The organism is Sporosarcina sp. SAFN-010, from assembly GCF_059415065.1.
Genome location: NZ_JBPFDS010000005.1, coordinates 1 through 20441, shown reverse-complemented (window position 1 = coordinate 20441; position 20441 = coordinate 1). Strand labels below are relative to the sequence as shown.

The 20441-nt window shown below is 41.7% G+C and carries 19 protein-coding genes, 1 riboswitch and 1 other annotated feature; of the genes, 9 read left to right on the top strand and 10 right to left on the bottom strand.

Annotated features, from left to right (window positions below; translation table 11 throughout):
• Positions 1 to 169 precede the first annotated feature (169 nt).
• From ACR65F_RS07550 to ACR65F_RS07540, 3 genes are all read left to right on the top strand, one after another.
• Entirely contained in the window at positions 170 to 607 is a 438-nt protein-coding gene (locus ACR65F_RS07550; protein ID WP_039043891.1) for a GatB/YqeY domain-containing protein, read from the top strand.
• 194 nt (positions 608 to 801) lie between these two features.
• Positions 802 to 1662, top strand: a complete 861-nt coding sequence (locus tag ACR65F_RS07545; protein WP_440503887.1) for an alpha/beta fold hydrolase — start codon at positions 802 to 804, stop codon at positions 1660 to 1662.
• 441 nt (positions 1663 to 2103) lie between these two features.
• Positions 2104 to 3024 (top strand): iron-hydroxamate ABC transporter substrate-binding protein, encoded by a 921-nt coding sequence (locus ACR65F_RS07540; protein ID WP_440503885.1) that lies wholly within the window; start codon positions 2104 to 2106, stop codon positions 3022 to 3024.
• A gap of 212 nt (positions 3025 to 3236) precedes the next feature.
• Here ACR65F_RS07540 and ACR65F_RS07535 read toward each other — a convergent pair whose 3' ends face one another.
• The gene (locus ACR65F_RS07535; RefSeq protein ID WP_440503884.1) at positions 3237 to 4550 is read right to left on the bottom strand and encodes a short-chain fatty acid transporter; all 1314 of its coding nucleotides are present in this window, start codon (positions 4548 to 4550) and stop codon (positions 3237 to 3239) included.
• A 180-nt stretch (positions 4551 to 4730) separates the two neighbouring features.
• The gene (locus ACR65F_RS07530; RefSeq protein WP_440503882.1) at positions 4731 to 5309 is read right to left on the bottom strand and encodes a YdcF family protein; all 579 of its coding nucleotides are present in this window, start codon (positions 5307 to 5309) and stop codon (positions 4731 to 4733) included.
• 153 nt (positions 5310 to 5462) lie between these two features.
• Here ACR65F_RS07530 and ACR65F_RS07525 point away from each other — a divergent pair, with 153 nt between their 5' ends.
• Complete coding sequence (locus ACR65F_RS07525) at positions 5463 to 5921, top strand: helix-turn-helix transcriptional regulator (protein WP_440503881.1); 459 nt, start codon at positions 5463 to 5465, stop codon at positions 5919 to 5921.
• Between the two features lie 74 nt (positions 5922 to 5995).
• Here the strand turns inward: ACR65F_RS07525 and ACR65F_RS07520 are convergent, their stop codons facing one another.
• From ACR65F_RS07520 to ACR65F_RS07495, 6 genes are all read right to left on the bottom strand, one after another.
• Positions 5996 to 6418 (bottom strand): YugN family protein, encoded by a 423-nt coding sequence (locus ACR65F_RS07520; RefSeq protein ID WP_440503880.1) that lies wholly within the window; start codon positions 6416 to 6418, stop codon positions 5996 to 5998.
• A 115-nt stretch (positions 6419 to 6533) separates the two neighbouring features.
• Positions 6534 to 7439 (bottom strand): catalase, encoded by a 906-nt coding sequence (locus ACR65F_RS07515; protein WP_052245970.1) that lies wholly within the window; start codon positions 7437 to 7439, stop codon positions 6534 to 6536.
• Between the two features lie 42 nt (positions 7440 to 7481).
• The gene (locus tag ACR65F_RS07510) at positions 7482 to 8126 is read right to left on the bottom strand and encodes a class F sortase (RefSeq protein ID WP_039043886.1); all 645 of its coding nucleotides are present in this window, start codon (positions 8124 to 8126) and stop codon (positions 7482 to 7484) included.
• Positions 8127 to 8186: 60 nt separating this feature from the next.
• A complete protein-coding gene (locus tag ACR65F_RS07505; RefSeq protein WP_440503878.1) occupies positions 8187 to 9548 on the bottom strand; it encodes a copper amine oxidase in 1362 nt (453 codons plus the stop codon).
• Between the two features lie 142 nt (positions 9549 to 9690).
• Complete coding sequence (locus tag ACR65F_RS07500; RefSeq protein WP_440503877.1) at positions 9691 to 10446, bottom strand: anti-sigma factor; 756 nt, start codon at positions 10444 to 10446, stop codon at positions 9691 to 9693.
• On the bottom strand, positions 10439 to 11002 hold the full coding sequence (locus ACR65F_RS07495; protein WP_440503875.1) for an RNA polymerase sigma factor: 564 nt from the start codon (positions 11000 to 11002) through the stop codon (positions 10439 to 10441). Before ACR65F_RS07495 ends, ACR65F_RS07500 begins: the two co-directional genes overlap by 8 nt.
• A gap of 275 nt (positions 11003 to 11277) precedes the next feature.
• Positions 11278 to 11500 (top strand) — a binding site (T-box leader).
• 68 nt (positions 11501 to 11568) lie between these two features.
• Here ACR65F_RS07495 and proS point away from each other — a divergent pair.
• Entirely contained in the window at positions 11569 to 13008 is a 1440-nt protein-coding gene (proS, locus tag ACR65F_RS07490; protein ID WP_440503874.1) for a proline--tRNA ligase, read from the top strand.
• Positions 13009 to 13164: 156 nt separating this feature from the next.
• On the opposite strand, the gene pdxS is transcribed toward proS, so the two are convergent.
• Positions 13165 to 14010 (bottom strand): pyridoxal 5'-phosphate synthase lyase subunit PdxS, encoded by an 846-nt coding sequence (gene pdxS / locus ACR65F_RS07485; RefSeq protein ID WP_440503873.1) that lies wholly within the window; start codon positions 14008 to 14010, stop codon positions 13165 to 13167.
• Between the two features lie 239 nt (positions 14011 to 14249).
• Here pdxS and ACR65F_RS07480 point away from each other — a divergent pair, with 239 nt between their 5' ends.
• Both ACR65F_RS07480 and ACR65F_RS07475 read left to right on the top strand, forming a co-directional pair.
• The gene (locus ACR65F_RS07480) at positions 14250 to 15983 is read left to right on the top strand and encodes a methyl-accepting chemotaxis protein (RefSeq protein ID WP_440503872.1); all 1734 of its coding nucleotides are present in this window, start codon (positions 14250 to 14252) and stop codon (positions 15981 to 15983) included.
• A gap of 157 nt (positions 15984 to 16140) precedes the next feature.
• A complete protein-coding gene (locus ACR65F_RS07475) occupies positions 16141 to 16716 on the top strand; it encodes an NADPH-dependent FMN reductase (RefSeq protein ID WP_052245968.1) in 576 nt (191 codons plus the stop codon).
• 45 nt (positions 16717 to 16761) lie between these two features.
• On the opposite strand, the gene ACR65F_RS07470 is transcribed toward ACR65F_RS07475, so the two are convergent.
• Positions 16762 to 17511 (bottom strand): cyclase family protein, encoded by a 750-nt coding sequence (locus tag ACR65F_RS07470; RefSeq protein ID WP_039043880.1) that lies wholly within the window; start codon positions 17509 to 17511, stop codon positions 16762 to 16764.
• Between the two features lie 105 nt (positions 17512 to 17616).
• A riboswitch (SAM riboswitch) is annotated at positions 17617 to 17722 on the bottom strand.
• Between the two features lie 299 nt (positions 17723 to 18021).
• Between ACR65F_RS07470 and ACR65F_RS07465 the strand changes: the two genes are divergently transcribed.
• Both ACR65F_RS07465 and nadE read left to right on the top strand, forming a co-directional pair.
• Complete coding sequence (locus ACR65F_RS07465; protein ID WP_440503871.1) at positions 18022 to 19491, top strand: nicotinate phosphoribosyltransferase; 1470 nt, start codon at positions 18022 to 18024, stop codon at positions 19489 to 19491.
• A gap of 12 nt (positions 19492 to 19503) precedes the next feature.
• The gene (nadE, locus tag ACR65F_RS07460; protein WP_039043878.1) at positions 19504 to 20331 is read left to right on the top strand and encodes an NAD(+) synthase; all 828 of its coding nucleotides are present in this window, start codon (positions 19504 to 19506) and stop codon (positions 20329 to 20331) included.
• The last annotated feature ends 110 nt before the right edge of the window (positions 20332 to 20441 follow it).

The following is a 20441-nucleotide window of genomic DNA, read 5'->3' as shown; positions in this document are numbered from 1 at the left end:
AGCACAAAGAAGCTCGGACTATTCCTGGTCCGAGCTTCTTTGTGCAGTTTTTGATAGTGAAGTTTCCACTCTTTTTCCCGGAATGTAACCGTGAAGGCATGGTGAGTGTGGTATCGAGAGTTTTTTTGTATACTAGGAGAGAACGTAATTTCTGAAATGAGGGATTGAAATGTCAGAACTGAAAAAGACATTAATGGCTGATATGAAAACAGCGATGAAAGAAAAGGACACCGTTAAAAAAGGTGTTATTAATTTACTACGAGCAGGTATTCAAAACCAAGAGCTCGATCTTAAGCGTGAATTGACGGAAGAGGAAGAGTTGAAAGTGGTTCAACGTGAGCTTAAACAAACCAAACAGTCTCTAGAAGAAGGTCAAAAAGCGAATCGTGAAGATATTGTTGCAGCAGAAACTGAAAAAATCACGATTATTGAGCACTATTTACCAAAGCAACTTTCTGTAGAGGAAGTAAAAGAACTCATCGCCAAACTTGGGATTAGCAAAGAAAGTTCTATGGGCCAAGTCGTTGGTCAGATGATGAAAGAAACAGCAGGTAGCGCTGAAGGTAAAGTGGTATCACAAGCAGTGAAAGAATATCTGAATAGCTAATATAAAAAAGGACGATCCAACAAGTCGAAATGACTCTCGGATCGTCCTTTCTTAAATGATAAGAGAGGACATTTGTTATATGGACAAATGTGGTACCATGATATTGCTTGTCCTTCAACAAACGGGATATTAGCTGGAAGTAAACAAATTAAAGAATACAACAAAAAAGGTGAAATTGTGGGGGAGGAATAGAATTGAAGAAGTTTCAAATAGCTGTAGATGGCAATACTTTTCACGGATGTGAAATTGGTGATAACAGCCTTCCTTCACTTGTGTGTCTGCACGGAATGACTGGTGATTTAAATAGTTTTTCTGGGCTTATTGAATACCTAATAAATGATTTTCATCTTATTCTTATAGATAACCCAGGACATGGTGAAACTGACTCACTTAAACTGGAGGAGGACTATTTGTTTTCCTCTTTAGCAAATAGTATTTATCACGTAATACAAAAGATCACGAATAAACCTTTTTACATGTTGGGACATTCGTGGGGGGCAGACATTTGCCTACACGTAGCAAAAGTGTCGCAGGCCAAGGTAAATGGCGTTATTTTATTAGATGGTGGATTTGCTTTTCCTGAACATGTTGATGGACTGACAGAGGAAAAAGCCTTGATAGATTGGAAGCAATATGTTGAATCCAGTATATATGGTTCTTGGGACGAAGTGGCCAAAGAATACCAAAGTTACACAACAAAGCAATGGGATACAAATCTTGATTCGTTAATAGCTACTAGTTTTAAAAAGGTTAAAGATAACTATGTATTTAAGGCGGATGTTTTCAGTATTTTAGCAATCATTAAGGCATTCTATAAAGAACCTTGTTCAACCACTTTTGACCGTATTCAGTGTCCTGTTTTATTACTTCATGCCACAATTGAACCAACAGATTCAGCCCGGAAAACGGGAGTACAGGAAATTAAAAAAGGCATTAAAGTTTTAAAAGTAATAGGTATAGAAAACACTCAACACCACCTTCATTGGGACTGTCCTGAAAAAGTTGCTAATGAAATTCTGTTGTGGAAACAAGAAATCAATCAAGAAGTTTTTTAACGATATTTTCTGATTCTCCACAAAAACATGTGCTTGACTGCAAGATAATCTCTATAGGATTTTCGCTTCAGGCGGACGCTTTCCGCTACAATCCTGCATGGTGAATGTCTAGAAAATTTGCAAGAACAGATTTTGGCGTTGAGCCCATTTTCTACTTCAACAAATTAGCATTGTAAAAGAAGATAGTTTAAGTAGCCTTGTTAAATTGTTTTTGACAAGGCTATTTTTGTATCTAATTTTCACGCGTATAGAACGATTGATAGTTCTCCAAAATATTCTCTGTCCAGGATATTGTGAGCAAACGCCCGTAGAAATGGGGAATTTAGTTTAAGAAGCTATTGACAAGAAATTAAAAGGAGACTATTATTTTAAATGGGAATGATTATCATTATCATGTGGAAGATGATAGAGATGATAACAAATATAAAGGAGAATCATAAATTGAAAAAATTAATAATACCATTCATGTTAATGTGCGTTCTTATTATTAGTGCCTGTGGCAATAGCACAAAGAATCAGGCGGCAGGGGATGCAAATAAAGAGAATGAAAGTGAAACAAATACATATCAATCTGAAAGCGGACCTATTGAAGTACCCGCTCATCCGAAAAGAGTAGTTGTTTTAACTGGTAATGCAGGTGACTTAATCGCACTTGGCATCAATATCGTAGGGGTGGACGAATGGTCTAAGGGAAGTCCGTTATTTAAAGATCAGTTAAAAGACGTTACAACTGTTTCAGATGAGGATCTAGAAAAAATTATTGAATTAAAACCAGATTTAATTATTGGAGGCAGTGATAATAATAACCTAGATAGAATGAAAAAAATTGCCCCAACTGTAACCTATACGTATAATAAAGTCGATTATTTAACACAGCATTTAGAAATTGGTAAATTGGTAAACAAAGAAAAAGAAGCTCAAGACTGGATTAATGACTTTAAAAAACGTGCAACTACTGTAGGAAATGAAATTAAAGCAATAGTTGGTGAAAATTCAACGGTGACTGTAATGGAAAGTTACGATAAAGATATAGGTATTCTCGGCAATAGTTGGGGAAGAGGCACGGAGGTTCTTTATCAAGCAATGGGTATGAAAATGCCTGAAAAAGTAAAGGAAATGACAAGTAAAGAAGGATACTACATGATTTCTTCTGAAGTATTATCTGACTATGTTGGGGACTACTTGGTGGTAAGTAAATATAATGACCAAGATAATTCCTATCAAGAGACAGAACTATATAAAGAAATGCCAGCTGTGAAGAGTGGTCATGTAATTGAAGTGGATGGAAACGCGTTTATGTTTAACGATTCTCTAACTTTAGATTACCAACTGAAATATTTTGAAGAACAATTTTTAAAATAATCTGTTTTTAAAGAGAGTGTTGAACAGTACAAAGATGTACACTCAACACTTCGCTTTTTGTTCGCAAATGTTGACCTCCATGCTAATCCCTTCGGAGTAGTTCTACTCCAATCATTGGGGGTCATCCTTAAAAGGATGACTAAAGGAAGAGGCACCATTTCGTTCGATTATGAACGAAGTGGTGCCTCTTTTTTGTTCATGTCAGAAACTAATCAGAAGAAGTATAGACCGACACTAATAACGATGCCACTGAGCACAAGAACGAATACACAGTAGCCCATAATGTCTTTAGCACGAAGTCCTGCAATTGCCAGTGCAGGAAGTGCCCAAAACGGTTGAATCATATTCGTCCAAGCGTCTCCCCAAGCGATTGCCATTGCAGTTTTAGAATAGCTGACACCTAACTGCTGAGCCGCATCCAACATAATTGGCGCCTGAACAGCCCATTGTCCGCCGCCAGAGGGGACAAAGAAGTTAACGATTCCAGCTGCATAGAATGAGAATAGTGGGAATGTAGCTGTAGTCGAGATATTAACGAATCCTTCAGAAATAACTCCAGCTAATCCAGAAGTGACCATCATGCCCATAATCCCAGCATAGAATGGAAACTGAATAATAATGCCGCCAGCTGTTTTTACAGCATTTGCAACTGCTGCTAGGAAAAGTTTAGGTGTGCCGTGGAAGATGATTCCTAATATGAAGAATATCAAGTTTACGATATTCAAATTCAAGTCGAAACCATTCACTGCGAAGTGATGAACTAAATAGACAAGCCCCATAGCACCAATGACCATGGAGAGAATCCAGCTGTTTTCCAAGCGTGAAGCAGGTGTTTGTTCAGTTACTTCATCTACAATAAGTTCGTCTTCTAAGAGTGCCGGGTCAACAGCAACCGTTTCTTCCGGTTTCGGCATCATGAACCGATTCAAAATGGGCAGTGTTAAAAAAAGAATTCCAACAATGATGAGGTTATACGTAGAAAAGATAGTCTCAGATGTTGGAACAACTCCCATTACGTCTGCAAATGGATGGTCAGCTGTTGCAATGGAAAGTGGGATTGAACCACCAAGCCCGCCATGCCAGACTATGAAACCTGAGTAAGCACTAGCAATCAGTAAACGATAATCGACTGTCTTAACTTTCTTTGCAATTTCTTTTGCAAACAGGGCACCTATGACTAAGCCGAATCCCCAGTTAATCCAGCAGGCAATTAAAGAAACAACTGTAACTAAAATGATTGCAGAACCCGGTGACTTCGCCAGACTCGCTAAGCTGCTCAATCCCTTTTTAAATAGCGGACTGCTTGCTAAAACATGTCCAGCCACGAGCACAATTACCATTTGCATCGTAAATGAAAGTAGCCCCCAGAAACCGTCTCCCCAATAGACGACCATATCGAGTGGTCCTGAATCTGTTAACCCAAGACCTAATCCAAATACAACGAGTGTGAGTATTGCTACAAATATGTACGGATCTGGTAAATATCTTTCCATGATGGTATTTGACCATCTTGTAAGTACGCGCATTGCCCATACCTCCCCTTTTTACTAGTGACACTTCCTAAGACTATCATAGTAAAATTCAGAGGAGAATATGTTTTTCGAAAGTTTTAATTATAGTGGCGTTACTCGTTTGCAAAAATAAATGTGAGGAAGTATCTACTGGAGGAGAAAGTGTAACGATCTTACAGAAGGTGATTCCCTTATTTATTTCCCAACAATCCAAGTTTTCAATAGGGCAAGCCGCTCACGGAATCGAACTTTGGCTTCCACTACTTTTGGCGTTTTGGCGGGGATGGCATCCCAGTCATATCCTACTTTTTCAGCAAGATACCCGGCACGTGCTAAGTGGTAATCACTAGTGATTATCGTGATACCTGTCACATCTTGAGGAAGTAGTTTCTTAGTGTTGACTAGGTTTTCATATGTGGAAGTGGATTGGTCTTCAACAATCATGCGGTTTTCAGGAAACCCCTGTGCTGATAAATAATTCACCATGGCTTGTGCTTCGCTAATGCCTTCATCGGCCCCTTCTCCTCCGGAAAGAACGAGCGTTACATTCGGATGGCTTTCTGCATATGAAAGAGCAGCCTCTAACCGATATCTGAGTGCAAGTGAAGGTGTCGTTCCATTTACTTTTGCACCGAGGACGACTGCAATCGAATAATTCCCATCAGCTCGCTTATTTTGTGCTTCTTTCATCGCATGGCCAGTTGCGAACCACCATGCGAAAATCATGAAAAAACCAATAATCATCACAAACAATAGACGTTTCCCCTTTTTCATCTGAATCGCTCCATTTCCAAGTACCCAATTTTCTCATTCGTTCGTTGGTAACAAGACGGAAATGGGACAAACAAGTTGCCTAGATAAACAGTTGTTTTGTAAAGTTGTCGCGATAAGTGTAGTATTACACTATTATATATAGGGGGAGTTCCCATGAATCCAGAACAACTTATAGAACAAATCTCGCACCGTGCCATCCTCATCCGAACAGAAGCTGGCTATTCACAAGAAACCATGGCATCTATTTTAGGCATATCCAAGAAAACGCTTGTTCAAATAGAAAAAAATCGTACAACTGCTAGTTGGACAGTAGTTGTAGCGATCGTTGCATTATTTTCCGATAGTGAAATCATCCAATCGCTTTTGGGAGATGCACCATTAGAAGTCATCCGTACAATTGCCCACAATGGATTGGATCGTCCGAAAGGTAAGACACTTGGAGGGAAAGTTTGGTGGAAAGAAGTAGAAACTAAAAGAGACTTTAGAATCCAGCAAAATCTGATAAGCCAACATTTTAGAATATTGGATATGGAAGACTATGTCTGGTTCAGTACATTTGATGAACAGGAAGCATTAGAGAGGTTTCATGAACTAACTCAAAGCAAGCGTTAACTCCATGAAAAAACTGCCAATTTAGCAAGAGAGGCAGTTTTCATATGGAAGTAATAATGTATGTAGGCTCGTTCTTAAATAGAAGCAAACATGACGTCTTCAGCAATCTCATCGAGCTTCGTCTGCGCGTCAATCGCGAACTCATGTTGTCTATCGATAGGGGCATCTGGGTCCTGTGGAGCCTGGAATTGTTCCAATCCAGCAACGGTCATAGATGGACTATCTTCATCGTCCAAACCGATATTCATAACGTGTTTAATGACAAATGGTGTTTGGAATCGAATAATCGTATTGGGTGAATCGAGTTCACCTTGCAGAACTGTAAAAGGAACCCTTAAATAAATTGTTGTTTCTTCTCGCTGATACAAAATCGTGTCAAACATACCATGATCGTATTTCCAGCCGCCACCTATATCCATGCCTGCTTCTTTAAATAGCTTCAGTGCATTTCCGTAGATGACCATCTTACCTTCAATCTTACTCTCTAAAGCAATCAAGGAAATCCCTCCTTATTCCAATTCAATTAACTTTAAATTACCCCTATTAAACTATGTCAAAACCTAATAAGCACGAGAGGTATTGTATGCTAATCGATGTCTGGTCGAAGGGTTCCTAAATTTCAGATGAACGTCTGCGGTAGGATTCTTCATACACCTTAGATCTGTAATGGAGCACTGGGTCGTCTGAGCAACTGAATCCAAGAGTTTCGTTTGTAGGGTCGAATAAATGCTTCTCTGCAAGGTCTATCCGTTTTTCAGTAAGTACTAAATTGCCAACATCGATTACAAGGCGATCGTTTGGCCATGAAATGGAAGGGTCATCTATAGGGTCTTCTGGTGCTGCAAGAGTCATCATCAGTCTGAAACTTACAGGGGAAACCACCATACGTTCCAGTAGCTCCAACTCCATATCTTTTGTAGTGAAGGGAAGCTTATCTTCCTTAGCTACAGGTACGAAAGAAAAGCGTACAGCCTGATGTTCACCTGAAGCTGTATCAAGAATATAGGCATGGAGTGCCCAGAAGCGAGTGGTTGCAAAGCTCGCAGGAGTCTTCAGTTGCTTCAGTAATGCAGGAATAGTTTTGAATTCCGTGTCATTACTAAGTGTGGCGAGTTTTTCTTTTAACGATAGATTCTTTCCACCAACTGCTTGAATAAGGCGTACAAATGCTTCTGGCGTTTTAGTTGGAAACACCGGTGCATTGGCCATAACGAGCGAGATCGGCTTACCGGAGGGCATTGGAAACTGTACCGCCATGCCTTTGATAGGGATCAATTGCTCGGAAGTATCGGGTATTGGAGAACTATGAGAAAAACGAACGATGACGTTTTGAGCCTCTCCTTGTAAAAATGACGCTTGAGAAAAAGGTTTCGCGTTGTCATTTGGTGTGAATATAGCATCGAATCCAATACCTTTTGCGTGGGCCCTTCGATAACCCTTGTGGGTCCCAGCAACTTGTTCAATCACATCAACGGCTTCAATAGGAGAAATTGCCTTGTTCTGTTGTGACGAGTTCATAGATCTCACTCCTTTTTAGCAGTATACCCGTACTCAGTGAAGTCAACCTTGCTCGTCTTGAACTTCAAGTTCTGTATAGACGACTAAACGTTCTTCATGCGTTTTTGCTTTTCTGTTAAATTCTCCTGTACATGTAATTAGGTTTAAACGGCTACCATAGGAGAAACCGAAAATCTCTTCGATAGGTGCATTTTTGCGGGGATACTTTTCAGTTTTTGTAACAATGAACGTTAATGATTTCCCATCTGCATCTCGAACGACTACTTCATCCCCTTTTTTTAATTTGTCGAGTTTATAAAAAACGGCAGGGCCAGTAAGGGAGTCGATATGTCCCGCCATTACTGAGCTCCCACTATTTCCTGGTAATGTGCCTGGTTCGAACCAACCAACATTATCCACACCTTCAGGAACTCCCATCTGACCGTTTTCTAACTCTCCGACATTTTCAATATCGGATTTCACCCCGATTGCAGGGATTTCGAGTGTAACAGGGATAATGCCTTTTTGTTCTGATTCCAGTAGAAGTCCTTCTGATGAAGGTTTCTCTACAGAAGCTTCTTTTTTCATTTGTGGGGAGGAATGTGGTTCCGGTGCCGCTTCCGGTTGTGTTGAAGAATTTTGTGAACTACTACACCCTGCTAGCGCAAACGCGAGAAGGCTTGCAGTAAGTAATTTAGGAAATTTCATATTGAACACCTCCATGAATTCTATTGTAAAGAAAAAGAAGGGGAGTCACCCCCCTTCTAATTAGTTGTTGTCTGAACGTGTCTTGCGAATGACAACTGCTCCAGCAGCCATTGCAAGTATCAAACTAGTCAAAATCCACATAACCGTTGAATCATTGGACTCTTGGCTCATACCACCAAGTCCAGTTTTCGGCATATCTGCAGGCATGGAACCTGCAAACTTGTCGGGATACTGGTCAACAATAGCTCCTGCCATCATTGTACCGACACCAAACATGTGACTGTATGCTTCGTGAATGTCATCATATGCTCCATCGTAATCGCCATCATTGTACTTGTTGAATGCAGCGAGTAGCTGATCCACGTGTACTTTCAAGCCTTCTTCGAGGTCAACAGCTTTCAAACGTCCTTCGGTTGCTGATTCTAACATAGCTGCTTGTTTTGCACGATAATCATCCAAGTTGACCATTGCTGCTTTTCTTCCTTCTTCATCATTTGCTGCAGTGGCTTTTACGTAATCCACGAAGTAGCCGATGTGACTGCTCCAAATTTCATTGAACTGTTTCGCACCCTCTGCCCCGTAAACAGACTCAATCGATTTCGTTAAGTCTTCCGTATTGCCATTCAATTCAGCAGCAGAGACATCAAAGTCTTTGGCTCCGTCAATTCCTTTTTGCATCGCTAGAACTGCGAGTGCTGCGTGTGTGGAGAATTGGTTATTCAACTGTTCGCGTAAGTCAGCAGCGGGTGTATCGACTGATTGGTTATCGAATTTCTCAGGAAGCTGATCTGTAATTGCCCAAGAGATGCCTTTTCCTGGTTCAAACATGTGCATCATTGATTCAGTGATGCCTTCATAGGTTTTCTCATACTCTCCTGCATTGTAGTTATCAAAAGCCCAGATGAGCTGATCCACGTGCATTTTCAGACCCTCTTCCAGATCGCTTGCTTTTAGTCGGTTTTCAGTTGCTTTAGAAAGGAACTCTGCATTTTGTACACGGTATCCGTCCAAGGATTTTACTGCGGCTTTCCTACCTTCTTCATCATTTGCTGCAGTAGCTTTCACATAGTCGACGAAGAATCCGATGTGGCTACTCCAAATTTCTTTGAATTGCATGCCGGCTTCATCACCATATACGGAACCGATTGCAGCGGATAATTCGTCCGTATTTTCTCCTAATTGTGCTGCAGCTGCGTCAAAGTCTTTTGAACCGTCAATTCCTTTTTGCATTGTAATGATTGCTAAGTATGCGTGCTCGGAAAGGATGGAATCCAGAGTCGCTCTCAAATCTGTAGCTGGGTTGGAAACTGCCATTGAGGTTGTTTCATGACCTGAGTGATCGGCTGCGTTCGCGATTGCCCCCATTGGAAATAAAAGTGATACGCTCAGTGGAATTGCTGCGAGTTTTTTGTAGTTCATCATGAATCTCTCCTTTTCGGTTTTGTAATAAGCTAACGGAGAGAAAAATAGAATGGATCACTTTTTGTCGGAAAAACTTTCGGAAGTTTATAATCCAACAAAAAAGAACCGCCACAATCGGCGGTCCTACTTAGTTTCTAGTTGTTTAAATATTGCCTGCGAGAACAATAGCTCCTTTGGGAGAAGGGAGGTCAGGCTCGGTTTCAATCGTAATTGCAACAGTGTCCCAATCTCCTTTTAGCTGATCCATCATATGTGTAACGGATCCGTTTCCGTTATCTGTCGGCTTAAAAGAGCCCGCAGGTTGAGGTGTTTCCTTATCAATTACCCAAACTTGGTACAATTCGTTGTCTTTCAACTCCGGCAAGTTACTGGCATCGACCAACAACACCGTTTCATTATTATCTTTAATCATCATTGCGACGGCTGACGCATTATCTGCTCCGGGTTGTGGATCCAACAATGCCTTACCGATTAGTTGAAGATTACTTTCTGCGACTTCCGTTGGTGCAGAATCATCCAAGGTAGCTAGATAAGCATTTGTCATTAATGAAGCGAAGAGTGCAGCTGCGAGTACAGGGACCAGTTTACTTTTTCGTTTTCTGGGTTGTACTTCTTTTTTTTGTTGAGGGAATTCTTCTACATTGTTGCTGAACGGTTTACTATCATTATTAACTGAAGAAGGTTGCTCCTCAATTGCTGCGAAAACTTTTGCTTTTAAATTTAATGGAACTTCAATTTCTTCCGCCAAGTAGGGAAGGTCTTCGGTTAACAAATTGAGTTCCTCAAGTTCAGCGCTGCAGGAAGGGCATTCTTCGAGATGTTGTTCGAAGGCAAGTGCTTCCTCCTCAGTCAAAGAACGATTGAAATAATCAAGTAGATGCACACATTGTTCAGTCATTCGAGAATCCTCCTTCCTGGGCGATGAACCCTTTTAAATGTTTAAGTGCTAATCGAATTCGACCTTTTACAGTCCCGAGTGGTAGCTCACACTGATTTGCGATTTTTTGTTGACTAAGCCCTTTGAAGTAAAAGAGTTCGATAATTTCTTGCTGATCCTGTTTGAGTTCAAGAACGGCATTCCGTATAGCCTCCCTCTGTTCGCCCCATTCAACTGTATTTTCTATGCTTCCAGGTTGTTCAATGAGGGAATCCTTTTCAATTATAGGTTCGTGATCATGTCGTTTTAAACGTCGGATTTCGTCGATTGCTTTGTTCCGAGTGACGGTTAACAACCATGATGAAAAGGAGCCTTTATCCTCTTTATAGGTAGTCGTACCATTCCATAATTTAACGAATACATCTTGCACAACTTCCTCTGCAATTTCACGATCTTGGGTCAATCGGTAAGCAAAGGAGTAAATTAGTTTCTCGTATCGATCGTAAAGGAGTTCAAATGCTGATCGATCCTTGGCGGCCGCTAGAGCGTATAAGGTTCCGTCGTCTGTATGTTTCATCCGAGTCTCCTTTATAAAAGCTTTTCTCATAGAATACCATAAGTCGTAGGACCTGTATTCTAGGACTCCGGCTCTTAGTAAGCATACGTAATGAAACTCGAAAACGATCACTCTTTTCACTAGGAGAATGGATACAATTTTGTGAACCCACCAACTGTATGGGGGGATCGATTTTGTTTAAGACGATTTAGGTGTATATCTCTTTTTCCTCTGGTGGGGGACGGAATGCTTTTCACCATTGTTTAGGAAACGATTGTTTGGTATAGTATAGGAAATAATGATCGATGAAGTGGCTAAGTAGATAAGAATTGTGAAACAGAAAATAGAGCGCGTTGCTGAAAGCTCTATCACCTCTTCTTGTTCGAACCCTACCACCGAGATGTCGTGTAAACACGACCGGTTCGTCCCGTTACGAAACGATAGAGGACTAATGTGCGATTTTCGCTTATTAGTCGAACTAAGGTGGTACCGCGTCCTAAACACAAAGACGTCCTTTTACAAGGATGTCTTTGTGTTTTTTTGTGGACAAAGACTTCACAACCAATCATTGAACAGGAGGAATTGACATGTCAAACACGCAACAGAATGATTTTTCGAAGTGGTATATTGATACGATTCAAAAAGCGGATTTGATGGATTATACACCAGTACGTGGGTGTATCGCGTTCAAACCGGATGGCTTTGAAATTTGGGAGCACATTCAGGATGAGATGAACCGCCGATTCAAAGAAACAGGGCACCGCAATGCGTATTTCCCGATGTTAATTCCTGAATCCTTCTTCCAAAAAGAAAAGGATCATATCGAAGGTTTCGCTCCTGAATTGCCATGGGTAACAGAAGCTGCTGGGGAGCCACTTGAAGAAAAACTTGCACTTCGTCCAACATCAGAAACGATGATTGGTCACCTATATTCCGACTGGATCAAGAGCTATCGTGATCTTCCAGTCCTTATCAACCAATGGGCGAACGTGTTCCGTTGGGAAAAGAAAACATTGCCGTTCATCCGTACATCTGAATTCCTATGGCAAGAAGGCCACACGGCTCATGCTAATGAAGAAGAAGCACGTCATGAAACGATGCAAATGTTGAACATTTACAAAGAAGTCGTTGAAGAGCTTCTAGCAATCCCAGTATACGATGGACAAAAAACTCCTTCCGAACGATTTGCAGGAGCGGTAGATACGTTTTCAATCGAAGCGATGATGAAGGATGGAAAAGCAGTTCAAGCAGGAACATCCCATTATCTTGGTTCAAAGTTCGCAGAAGCATTTGATATTAAATACCTGACAAAAGAAAATAAGCATGAATTCGTTCATACAACTTCATGGGGGACGTCAACTCGCCTGATCGGGTCTGTCATTATGGTGCACGGCGATGAGCAAGGTCTTGTGTTACCACCACGCGTTGCACCAACACAAGTTGTGCTAATCCCAGTAGGTCCTTGGAAAAAGAATCCTGCGATTATGGAAAAACTTGATGAAATCTATGCGGAGTTGAAGTCTAAAGGAATCCGCGTACGTTTGGACGATTCGGATCAGTCCCCAGGATATAAATTTAATGAGTGGGAACTAAAAGGTGTACCAGTTCGCGTTGAACTTGGACCACGTGATTTAGAAAATGCACAAGCAATGTTGAAAATGCGTGATGTAGAAGGTAAAGACGCATTTGCATTAGAAGGTTTGGTATCAGAAATCGAAAACCAACTGACAACGATGCAAAGCCGCTTGTTGGAAAAGGCGCGGACGTTCCGTGATGAGAACTCTCATACGAACATTGAAACCTTGGTTGAGCTCACTACTCATATTGCTACATCTCAAGAAAACAATGAAATCCCTGGTTGGATTCTTGCTGGATGGTGTGGAGATGATGCGTGTGAAGAGCATGTAAAGGAAGAAACAAAGTTCACGACACGTAACATTCCATTCAATCCACCAGTTGAAAAGCATACGTGCATTAACTGTGGTAAAGAAGCGAAGCATACTGTTTGGTTTGCACGCGCTTATTAAATTGATAAAACCCCACCGACTCCGGCATTCGGATTCGATGGGGTTTTTAACATGAAATGATTTTGGAAAGTTTACCAGTACATCTATTCTGCTGTTTAATGGATTATTCCACTAAAAAATGCGTACTGGATATAGGGCGTGTACCTATATAAAGTCTTACAAACTCCGAGCTGCCATTAGTTCGTGAGTGGCAAGTTTTGAAATTTCCAAGCCTTTCATTGGGGTACCGAGTCCCGTCGAAAGCTTTGCAATCAAGTCATAATTTTTATAGTCTGCTGTTGCTTGTACGATTGCGCGGGCGAATGCCTCGGGATTGTCTGACTTGAAAATGCCTGACCCAACGAATACACCGTCAGCTCCTAATTCCATCATCAATGCTGCATCTGCGGGTGTTGCTACGCCACCTGCTGAGTAGTTAAGGACAGGTAGCCTTCCTGCTTTTTTAATGGCTTGTAGCAGTTCATAAGGAGCACCAAGTTCGCGTGCTTCTGTCATGAGTTCTTCATTGTTCATATGCACAACCTTCGTTACTTGAGCATTGATCATTCTAAGATGGCGCACAGCTTCTACTATATTACCTGTACCTGGCTCACCCTTCGTACGAAGCATCTTTGCCCCCTCGCCTAAACGGCGAGCAGCTTCCCCTAAGTTGCGCGCACCGCAAACGAAGGGTACCCGGAATTCACTTTTTAACAGATGGAATTCTTCATCAGCGGGTGTTAGCACTTCGCTCTCATCGATGCAGTCCACATTAAGTGATTCTAATATCCGCGCCTCGGAAATATGTCCAATGCGTGCCTTCGCCATGACTGGAATCGAAACCGCTCGTTGAACTTCTTCGACAATCCGTGGATCTGCCATTCTTGCTACGCCACCCTCTGCACGGATATCCGAAGGGACTCGTTCCAATGCCATTATTGCCACTGCCCCAGCAGCTTCTGCCACTTTCGCTTGCTCAGCGTTAATCACATCCATGATGACGCCACCGTATGAAAGATTCATAATTATTCCCCCTTTTGATATGTTCAGTATACAGGGGATTGACCACTTTAAAATAGCCAGATATATAATAATTAAGGTGGTCAGAATACCTTGCTACAAATTGTTTGAATTCACTAATCCAGGAAACATCAGGAAGTGAGTGACTTACCCTTTAGTACTATATATTTTAGTGTTGCAAAAACATTAAATTAGTCACAAACAGCCAATCTTAACCGATATCAACTATGGAGGGGATCAACATGAAAATGAGAATCCGTACAAAACTTATATTGATTTCAGCAATTTTACTAGTAATTCCAAGTTTGGTTATCGGGTTAAGTGGCTACACATTAGCCAAAAACAGTTTGAATGATATTGGCTCACAAGGATTGAAAAATGATGTAATGCTAGCGATCGATGTACTAGAATCGTTACAAGAACAAGTTGATAAAGGCAATTTATCGCTTAAAGAAGCTCAAGATATTGCTAAAGACAAACTGATCGGTCCGCTTCAGGAAGATGGAACACGTGCAATCGAATCAGAAGTGGATATGGGCGAACATGGTTATTTCTTTGTCTTAGGAGATGATGGAGTCGCTCTTGCACACCCTGTTAAAGAGGGAGAAGACTTAAGTGGCTCGAAGACAAAAGACGGTATGATGACTACAATGGAAACAATTAAAACCGCGCAAAATGGCGGAGGGTTTCTAACTTTCGATTTCGCGGTGCCAGGAACAGATACCGTTGCGCCTAAAATTGTCTATACTCAAGTGTTCCCGCAATGGGGATGGAACGTTGTCGCGGGTTCCTATTTAATGGATTTCAATAGTGAATCCAAAACTTTGTTAATGGTTCTGGGAGTGGTTCTTGGAATTTCCCTTCTTGCGGGAGCTGTTGTCATCATTTGGTTTTCAGGTCATTTATCGAAACCGCTTATACGGATTACAGATCATGTTGCTCAAGTGGCGGACGGCGATCTGTCAGGAGAAGTTGGGCAGGTCCGAAATCGTGATGAGATCGGAGAACTCGCATTGTATGTGAATCGGATGTCGAACAATCTTAAGGATATGATTGAACAAGTCTCGAATGCATCTATGCAAGTGGCAGCGACTTCAGAGGAGTTGTCCGCGAGCAGCGAGGAAACGAGTCGTTCAGTTGAACACGTTTCAGAGGCTATCCAGGAGTTAGCAAGCGGGGTTGACGGACAACTGGAACAAACTGAAACAGCCAATCAAGCAGCCGCTACCTTGTCTTCAGACATGGAGCATGTCACAAAAGAGATGGAGCAAGCAGGGAAGACGGTGCAATCCACTGTTCAACTTGCCCATGAAGGATCCGGATCAGTGACACGTGTCGTGAATCATATGGAATCCATTCAGCATGAAACAGATTCTGCTTTCAATTATGTCAACCAGCTTGGTAGTAAATCTGCAGAAATCGGAAAAATTGCTGGAATGATTACGGATGTCGCAGAACAAACGAATCTACTTGCTCTAAATGCAGCAATTGAAGCTGCGCGTGCCGGAGAGAACGGAAGAGGATTTGCAGTGGTTGCTGATGAGGTTCGAAAACTCGCAGAGCAATCCTCGAACGCCGCTACTCAAGTAGGTACACTCATTGCGGCGATTCAGGAAGACATCGGGTATTCCGTCACAGCTATTGGAAAAGGAAATCAAGCAGTGAAAGAAGGAGCGAATCTCGTTCAAGAGACAGGACAGACCTTCCAACAAATTTCCGAAGCGATTACTAGCATTTCTGCTCAAATTGAAGATGTAACGAATAGTACCGAGAGAAACCGGATGGAGTCTGGACGTATTGCAGCAGTCATTGAACAGACCGCTACCATTGCGATGGATTCAGCAAATCATACGGAGAATATTGCAGCGACAGCCGAACAGCAAACTGCTTCCATGGAAGAAATCGCAGCTGCTTCAGAAACATTGGCCGAAATGGCACAAGGTTTGCAGGAGACGGTTCGTCGATTTAAGTTGTAATATAACAAATTTAAACTGTCCCTTTAAGCTCATAAGAGTCTGAAAGGGACAGTTTTTGTATGGTCCAAGTGTTATGAGCAAAATAGTTAAGAGTTAAATGAGTATATGCTATCCTTACATGGTAATTGAAATTCATTATCAGAAGGAGTTACTTAAGATGACAATACGAGTAAAAGCGATTATCGGAAGTACAAGCTCGACTTCCTACAATAAAAGATTGGTGAACTTCATGAAAAAACGTTATGCTGATCGTTTGGACATTACGTTAGTTTCGATTAATGATGTGGAAATGTTTTCGGTCGATCATGAAAGTGAACCGCCTACAAATGTTCGTGCATTTAAAGAGAATGTAAAAGATTCGGATGCTGTGTTATTTGCAGTTCCTGAATATAACTTCTCCATCCCTGGCGCTATGAAAAATGCGTTAGACTGGTTATCCCGTGGAGGAGAAGCGACATTACGTGATAAGCCTGCATTCATCGTAGGTTCATCAATGGGCGTGTTCGGTAGTGTGCGAGCGCAAATCCATTTACGCGAGATTTTGTCCAACCCAGGTCTTTCTCCACTGATTTTGCCAAACAATGAAGTGTACATTGGGTCTATTCACCAGAAGTTGAATGATCAAGATGAGTTAACAGACGAATCGACAGTTGCCTTCTTGGATTCTGTAGTTGACAACTTCGTGGACTTCTACGAGCGCATGACAGAAATGCATGCATCGAAAAAAGCATAATAAAAACAAGCATTCTGTGTAAAACTGCAGAATGCTTGTTTTTTGTTAGGGGAGAATTGCGAAAGAGCGCACAGGGAATCCCGATGCCTTTTCAGGTTTTGGAACGATATTAAAGATGATAGCCCCTTTTGTCGGGAGTTTGTCTAAATTCGTCAAGAGTTCGACTTGGTACGTATCTTGTTCAAGTACGTAGTATTCTCCATGGAGCGCTCCATTTTTTCGGAAGTCTGCAGCAGAATCGGTGTCAAATGTTTCGTGTCCAACGGCTTTTACTCCCCGGTCCTCAAAAAGGAATTTCAACGCATCCAATCCCCAGCCTGGAATTCTGTTATTTCCATCTGCATCTTTATTGCAGAAACTTTGCGAATCTGGCCAGCGTTTGCTCCAGTCAGTACGGAGTGCTACGAATGAGCCTGCTTCGATCGTCCCGTGTTCTTTTTCGAAGTCTAATAAATCGTTTTTCGAACAAGTAAAATCATGATCAGCTTCCGCATCTTTCGATTTGTCGACAACGATTAATGGAAGGACGAGCTCTTTTAACTCGAGTTCTTCTAAGTAGCGAGTGTCCCGGACAAAGTGGATGGGTGCATCGATATGGGTTCCGTATTGACCTGCAAAGCTGAATTGCTGTGCAAAGAAACCGTCATCGTGGTTAAAAAGCGTTTTGAACTCAGCATCTTCAAACATGAAGAAGTGTGGAGATGTTGGACCGAATGTATGAGTGAGGTCCACCCATTCTTTTGCCTTTAACGTAGTGAGTGCAGTTAACAAATCCGTTTGTGTTTGTGTTGTCATCTCATTCCCGCCTTTTCTTTAGTGCCGAAAACCGGCTATTTTATACAAAAAGAAGACCCTCTTATGACTAATAGAGGGCCTTCTGCGCATACTGCATGAAGTCAGCTCTCATCTCGAGATGCATCTGCACCTCCTGGAATTAGCACCTCGGCCTTAATGGCTGGTTGCTGAGACATCGTAGGGCCAGTCCCTCCGTCTCTCTTGATAAGAAATGTTTATTGAATTGTTTGAAAAATGATTATTCTGATAGTACCATGCCTTCTTATTGAAAGCAATAGGGACCAGATGATTTCTTTCTCTGGGGAATTTGATATACTTACATATAGTTTGGAAATAGTTCAGTGGGCATCCTTAAAGGGCGGGATTTGTTTTGCTAAGACGTGTTATTGGAGGAGCTGTTGGACCAGAAGTATTTAACGAATGGTCAACTGAATGAGTTATAAGGAAGACGAGAAAGGGTAAGTAACGTTATAAGTGGTCTACATAACCTATTGGAAGAGGCGAATTAGTGTGAGCTCAAACTATACAGATGATAGCTTTGCATTACATACAGATTTATATCAAATCAATATGATGGAAACGTACTGGGCTGAAGGCATCCATAACAAAAAAGCGATTTTTGAGCTGTATTTCAGAAAATTGCCGTTTGGAAACGGTTATGCAATTTTTGCCGGACTAGAGCGTGTACTCAATTATTTAAGAGATCTGAAATTCACTGATAGTGATATCGCATATTTAAAAAACGAATTGCACTATAAAGAAGATTTTCTCGATTATTTAAAGGACGTCCGTTTTACGGGGAATCTCTATTCCATGAAAGAAGGAGAAACCGTATTTGGAAACGAACCAATTCTGCGAGTTGAAACAACCTTAGCAGAGGCGCAGCTTATTGAGACGGCACTCTTAAATATCGTCAATTACCAAACGTTGATTGCTACAAAGGCAAGTCGTATAAAGCAAGTCGTGAAAGACGAAGTGGTGATGGAGTTCGGTAGTCGTCGTGCACAAGAAATGGATGCGGCTGTTTGGGGAGCTCGTGCTGCAGTAATTGGAGGCGTAGAAGCAACCAGTAATGTGCGCGCTGGCAAGCTATTCGGTATCCAGGCGAGCGGCACGCATGCCCATTCCCTCGTGCAAGCTTACAAAAGTGAATACAAAGCGTTTCACTCATACGCCAAACGTCATCGTGACTGTGTCTTCCTTGTTGATACGTATAACACGTTAAAAATTGGCGTGCCGACTGCTATTAAAGTGGCGAAAGAACTCGGAGATACCATTAACTTCATAGGCATTCGTCTAGATAGTGGAGACATCGCATTTTTGTCAAAAGAAGCGCGACGTATGTTGGATGAGGCAGGATTTAAGGATGCGAAAATCGTTGTGTCGAATGATTTGGATGAATACACGATTCTCAACTTGAAAGCTCAAGGGGCACAAGTGGATATTTGGGGAATCGGAACAAAACTCATTACCGCATATGACCAACCAGCGCTAGGTGCTGTCTACAAGCTCGTTGCGATCGAAGGCGAAAATGGTGAGATGGTGGATACCATCAAGATATCATCCAATGCTGAAAAAGTGACAACGCCTGGACGAAAGAAGTTATATCGGATTATTGATAAAGAAAATGGAAAAGCTGAGGGAGATTACATCACGATGTATGATGAGGATCCTAATGCAGAAAAGCGTATTAAAATGTTCCATCCCGTTCATACATTCATCTCTAAGTTTGTAACGAATTTTGAAGCCAGAGACCTTCATGAAAAAGTCATCGACAATGGACAAGTGATTTATGAAGTGCCTTCAACTCAAGAAATTCAACAATATGCCAAAGACAACTTGAATTTGTTATGGGATGAATACAAACGATCCCTGAATCCGGAAGAGTATCCTGTCGATTTAAGTCAGAAATGTTGGGATAATAAAATGAGGAATATTCAAGAAGTCCAGGAGATGGTAAGCGACTTCATAAATGAATAGGAGGGATCAGGTATGAATAACTTACAACAGCAAATTATTCAAGAATTACGTGTGTTACCAGAAATCGATCCTCAAAAAGAAGTACGGGTCTCAGTGGATTTCCTAAAGTCGTATTTGAAGAAAAACACGTTTTTAGAAGGCTACGTACTTGGGATTTCCGGAGGTCAAGACTCGACTCTTGCTGGAAAGCTCGCACAGGTGGCAGTAGATGAATTGAATTCAGAAGTTGGTACGGATCGCTATAAGTTCGTCGCAGTCCGGTTGCCGTATGGCACGCAATTTGACGAAGATGATTGTCAGGATGCATTGCGCTTCATAAAACCTACTAGTACGTATACCGTGAATATTAAAGAAGCAGTCGATGCTAGCCGCCGCGCACTTGAAGCGGCAGGGATTTCCTTGTCTGATTTTGAAAAAGGCAATGAAAAAGCTAGAGAACGTATGAAAGTCCAGTTTTCAATGGCTGCGTTCCATCATTGTGTAGTGATTGGTACTGACCATGCGGCAGAAGCCATCACAGGATTCTTTACAAAGTTTGGCGATGGGGCAGCGGACGTGACGCCTTTAGCCCGTTTGAACAAACGACAAGGGAAGGAAATGCTCCGATTCCTTGGCTGCCCGGAGCATTTGTATAACAAAGTACCGACTGCAGATTTAGAGGAAGACAAACCGGCATTACCTGATGAAGTCGCACTCGGTGTTACATACACACAAATCGACGACTATCTAGAAGGAAAACCGGTACCGGACGATGCACGCCAAACAATTGAACGTCACTACCTTCGATCCGCACACAAGCGGCATCTTCCTATTACGGTTTTTGATGATTTTTGGAAATAGGAAGTGTAAAACCTCTCTGTTGTGGAGCGGTTTCAGACTGTAGACAAAAGGGATGGGAATCGAGTTGATTTCCATCCCTTTTGTCTTTTTGCATCGTTGACTCTGAAAAT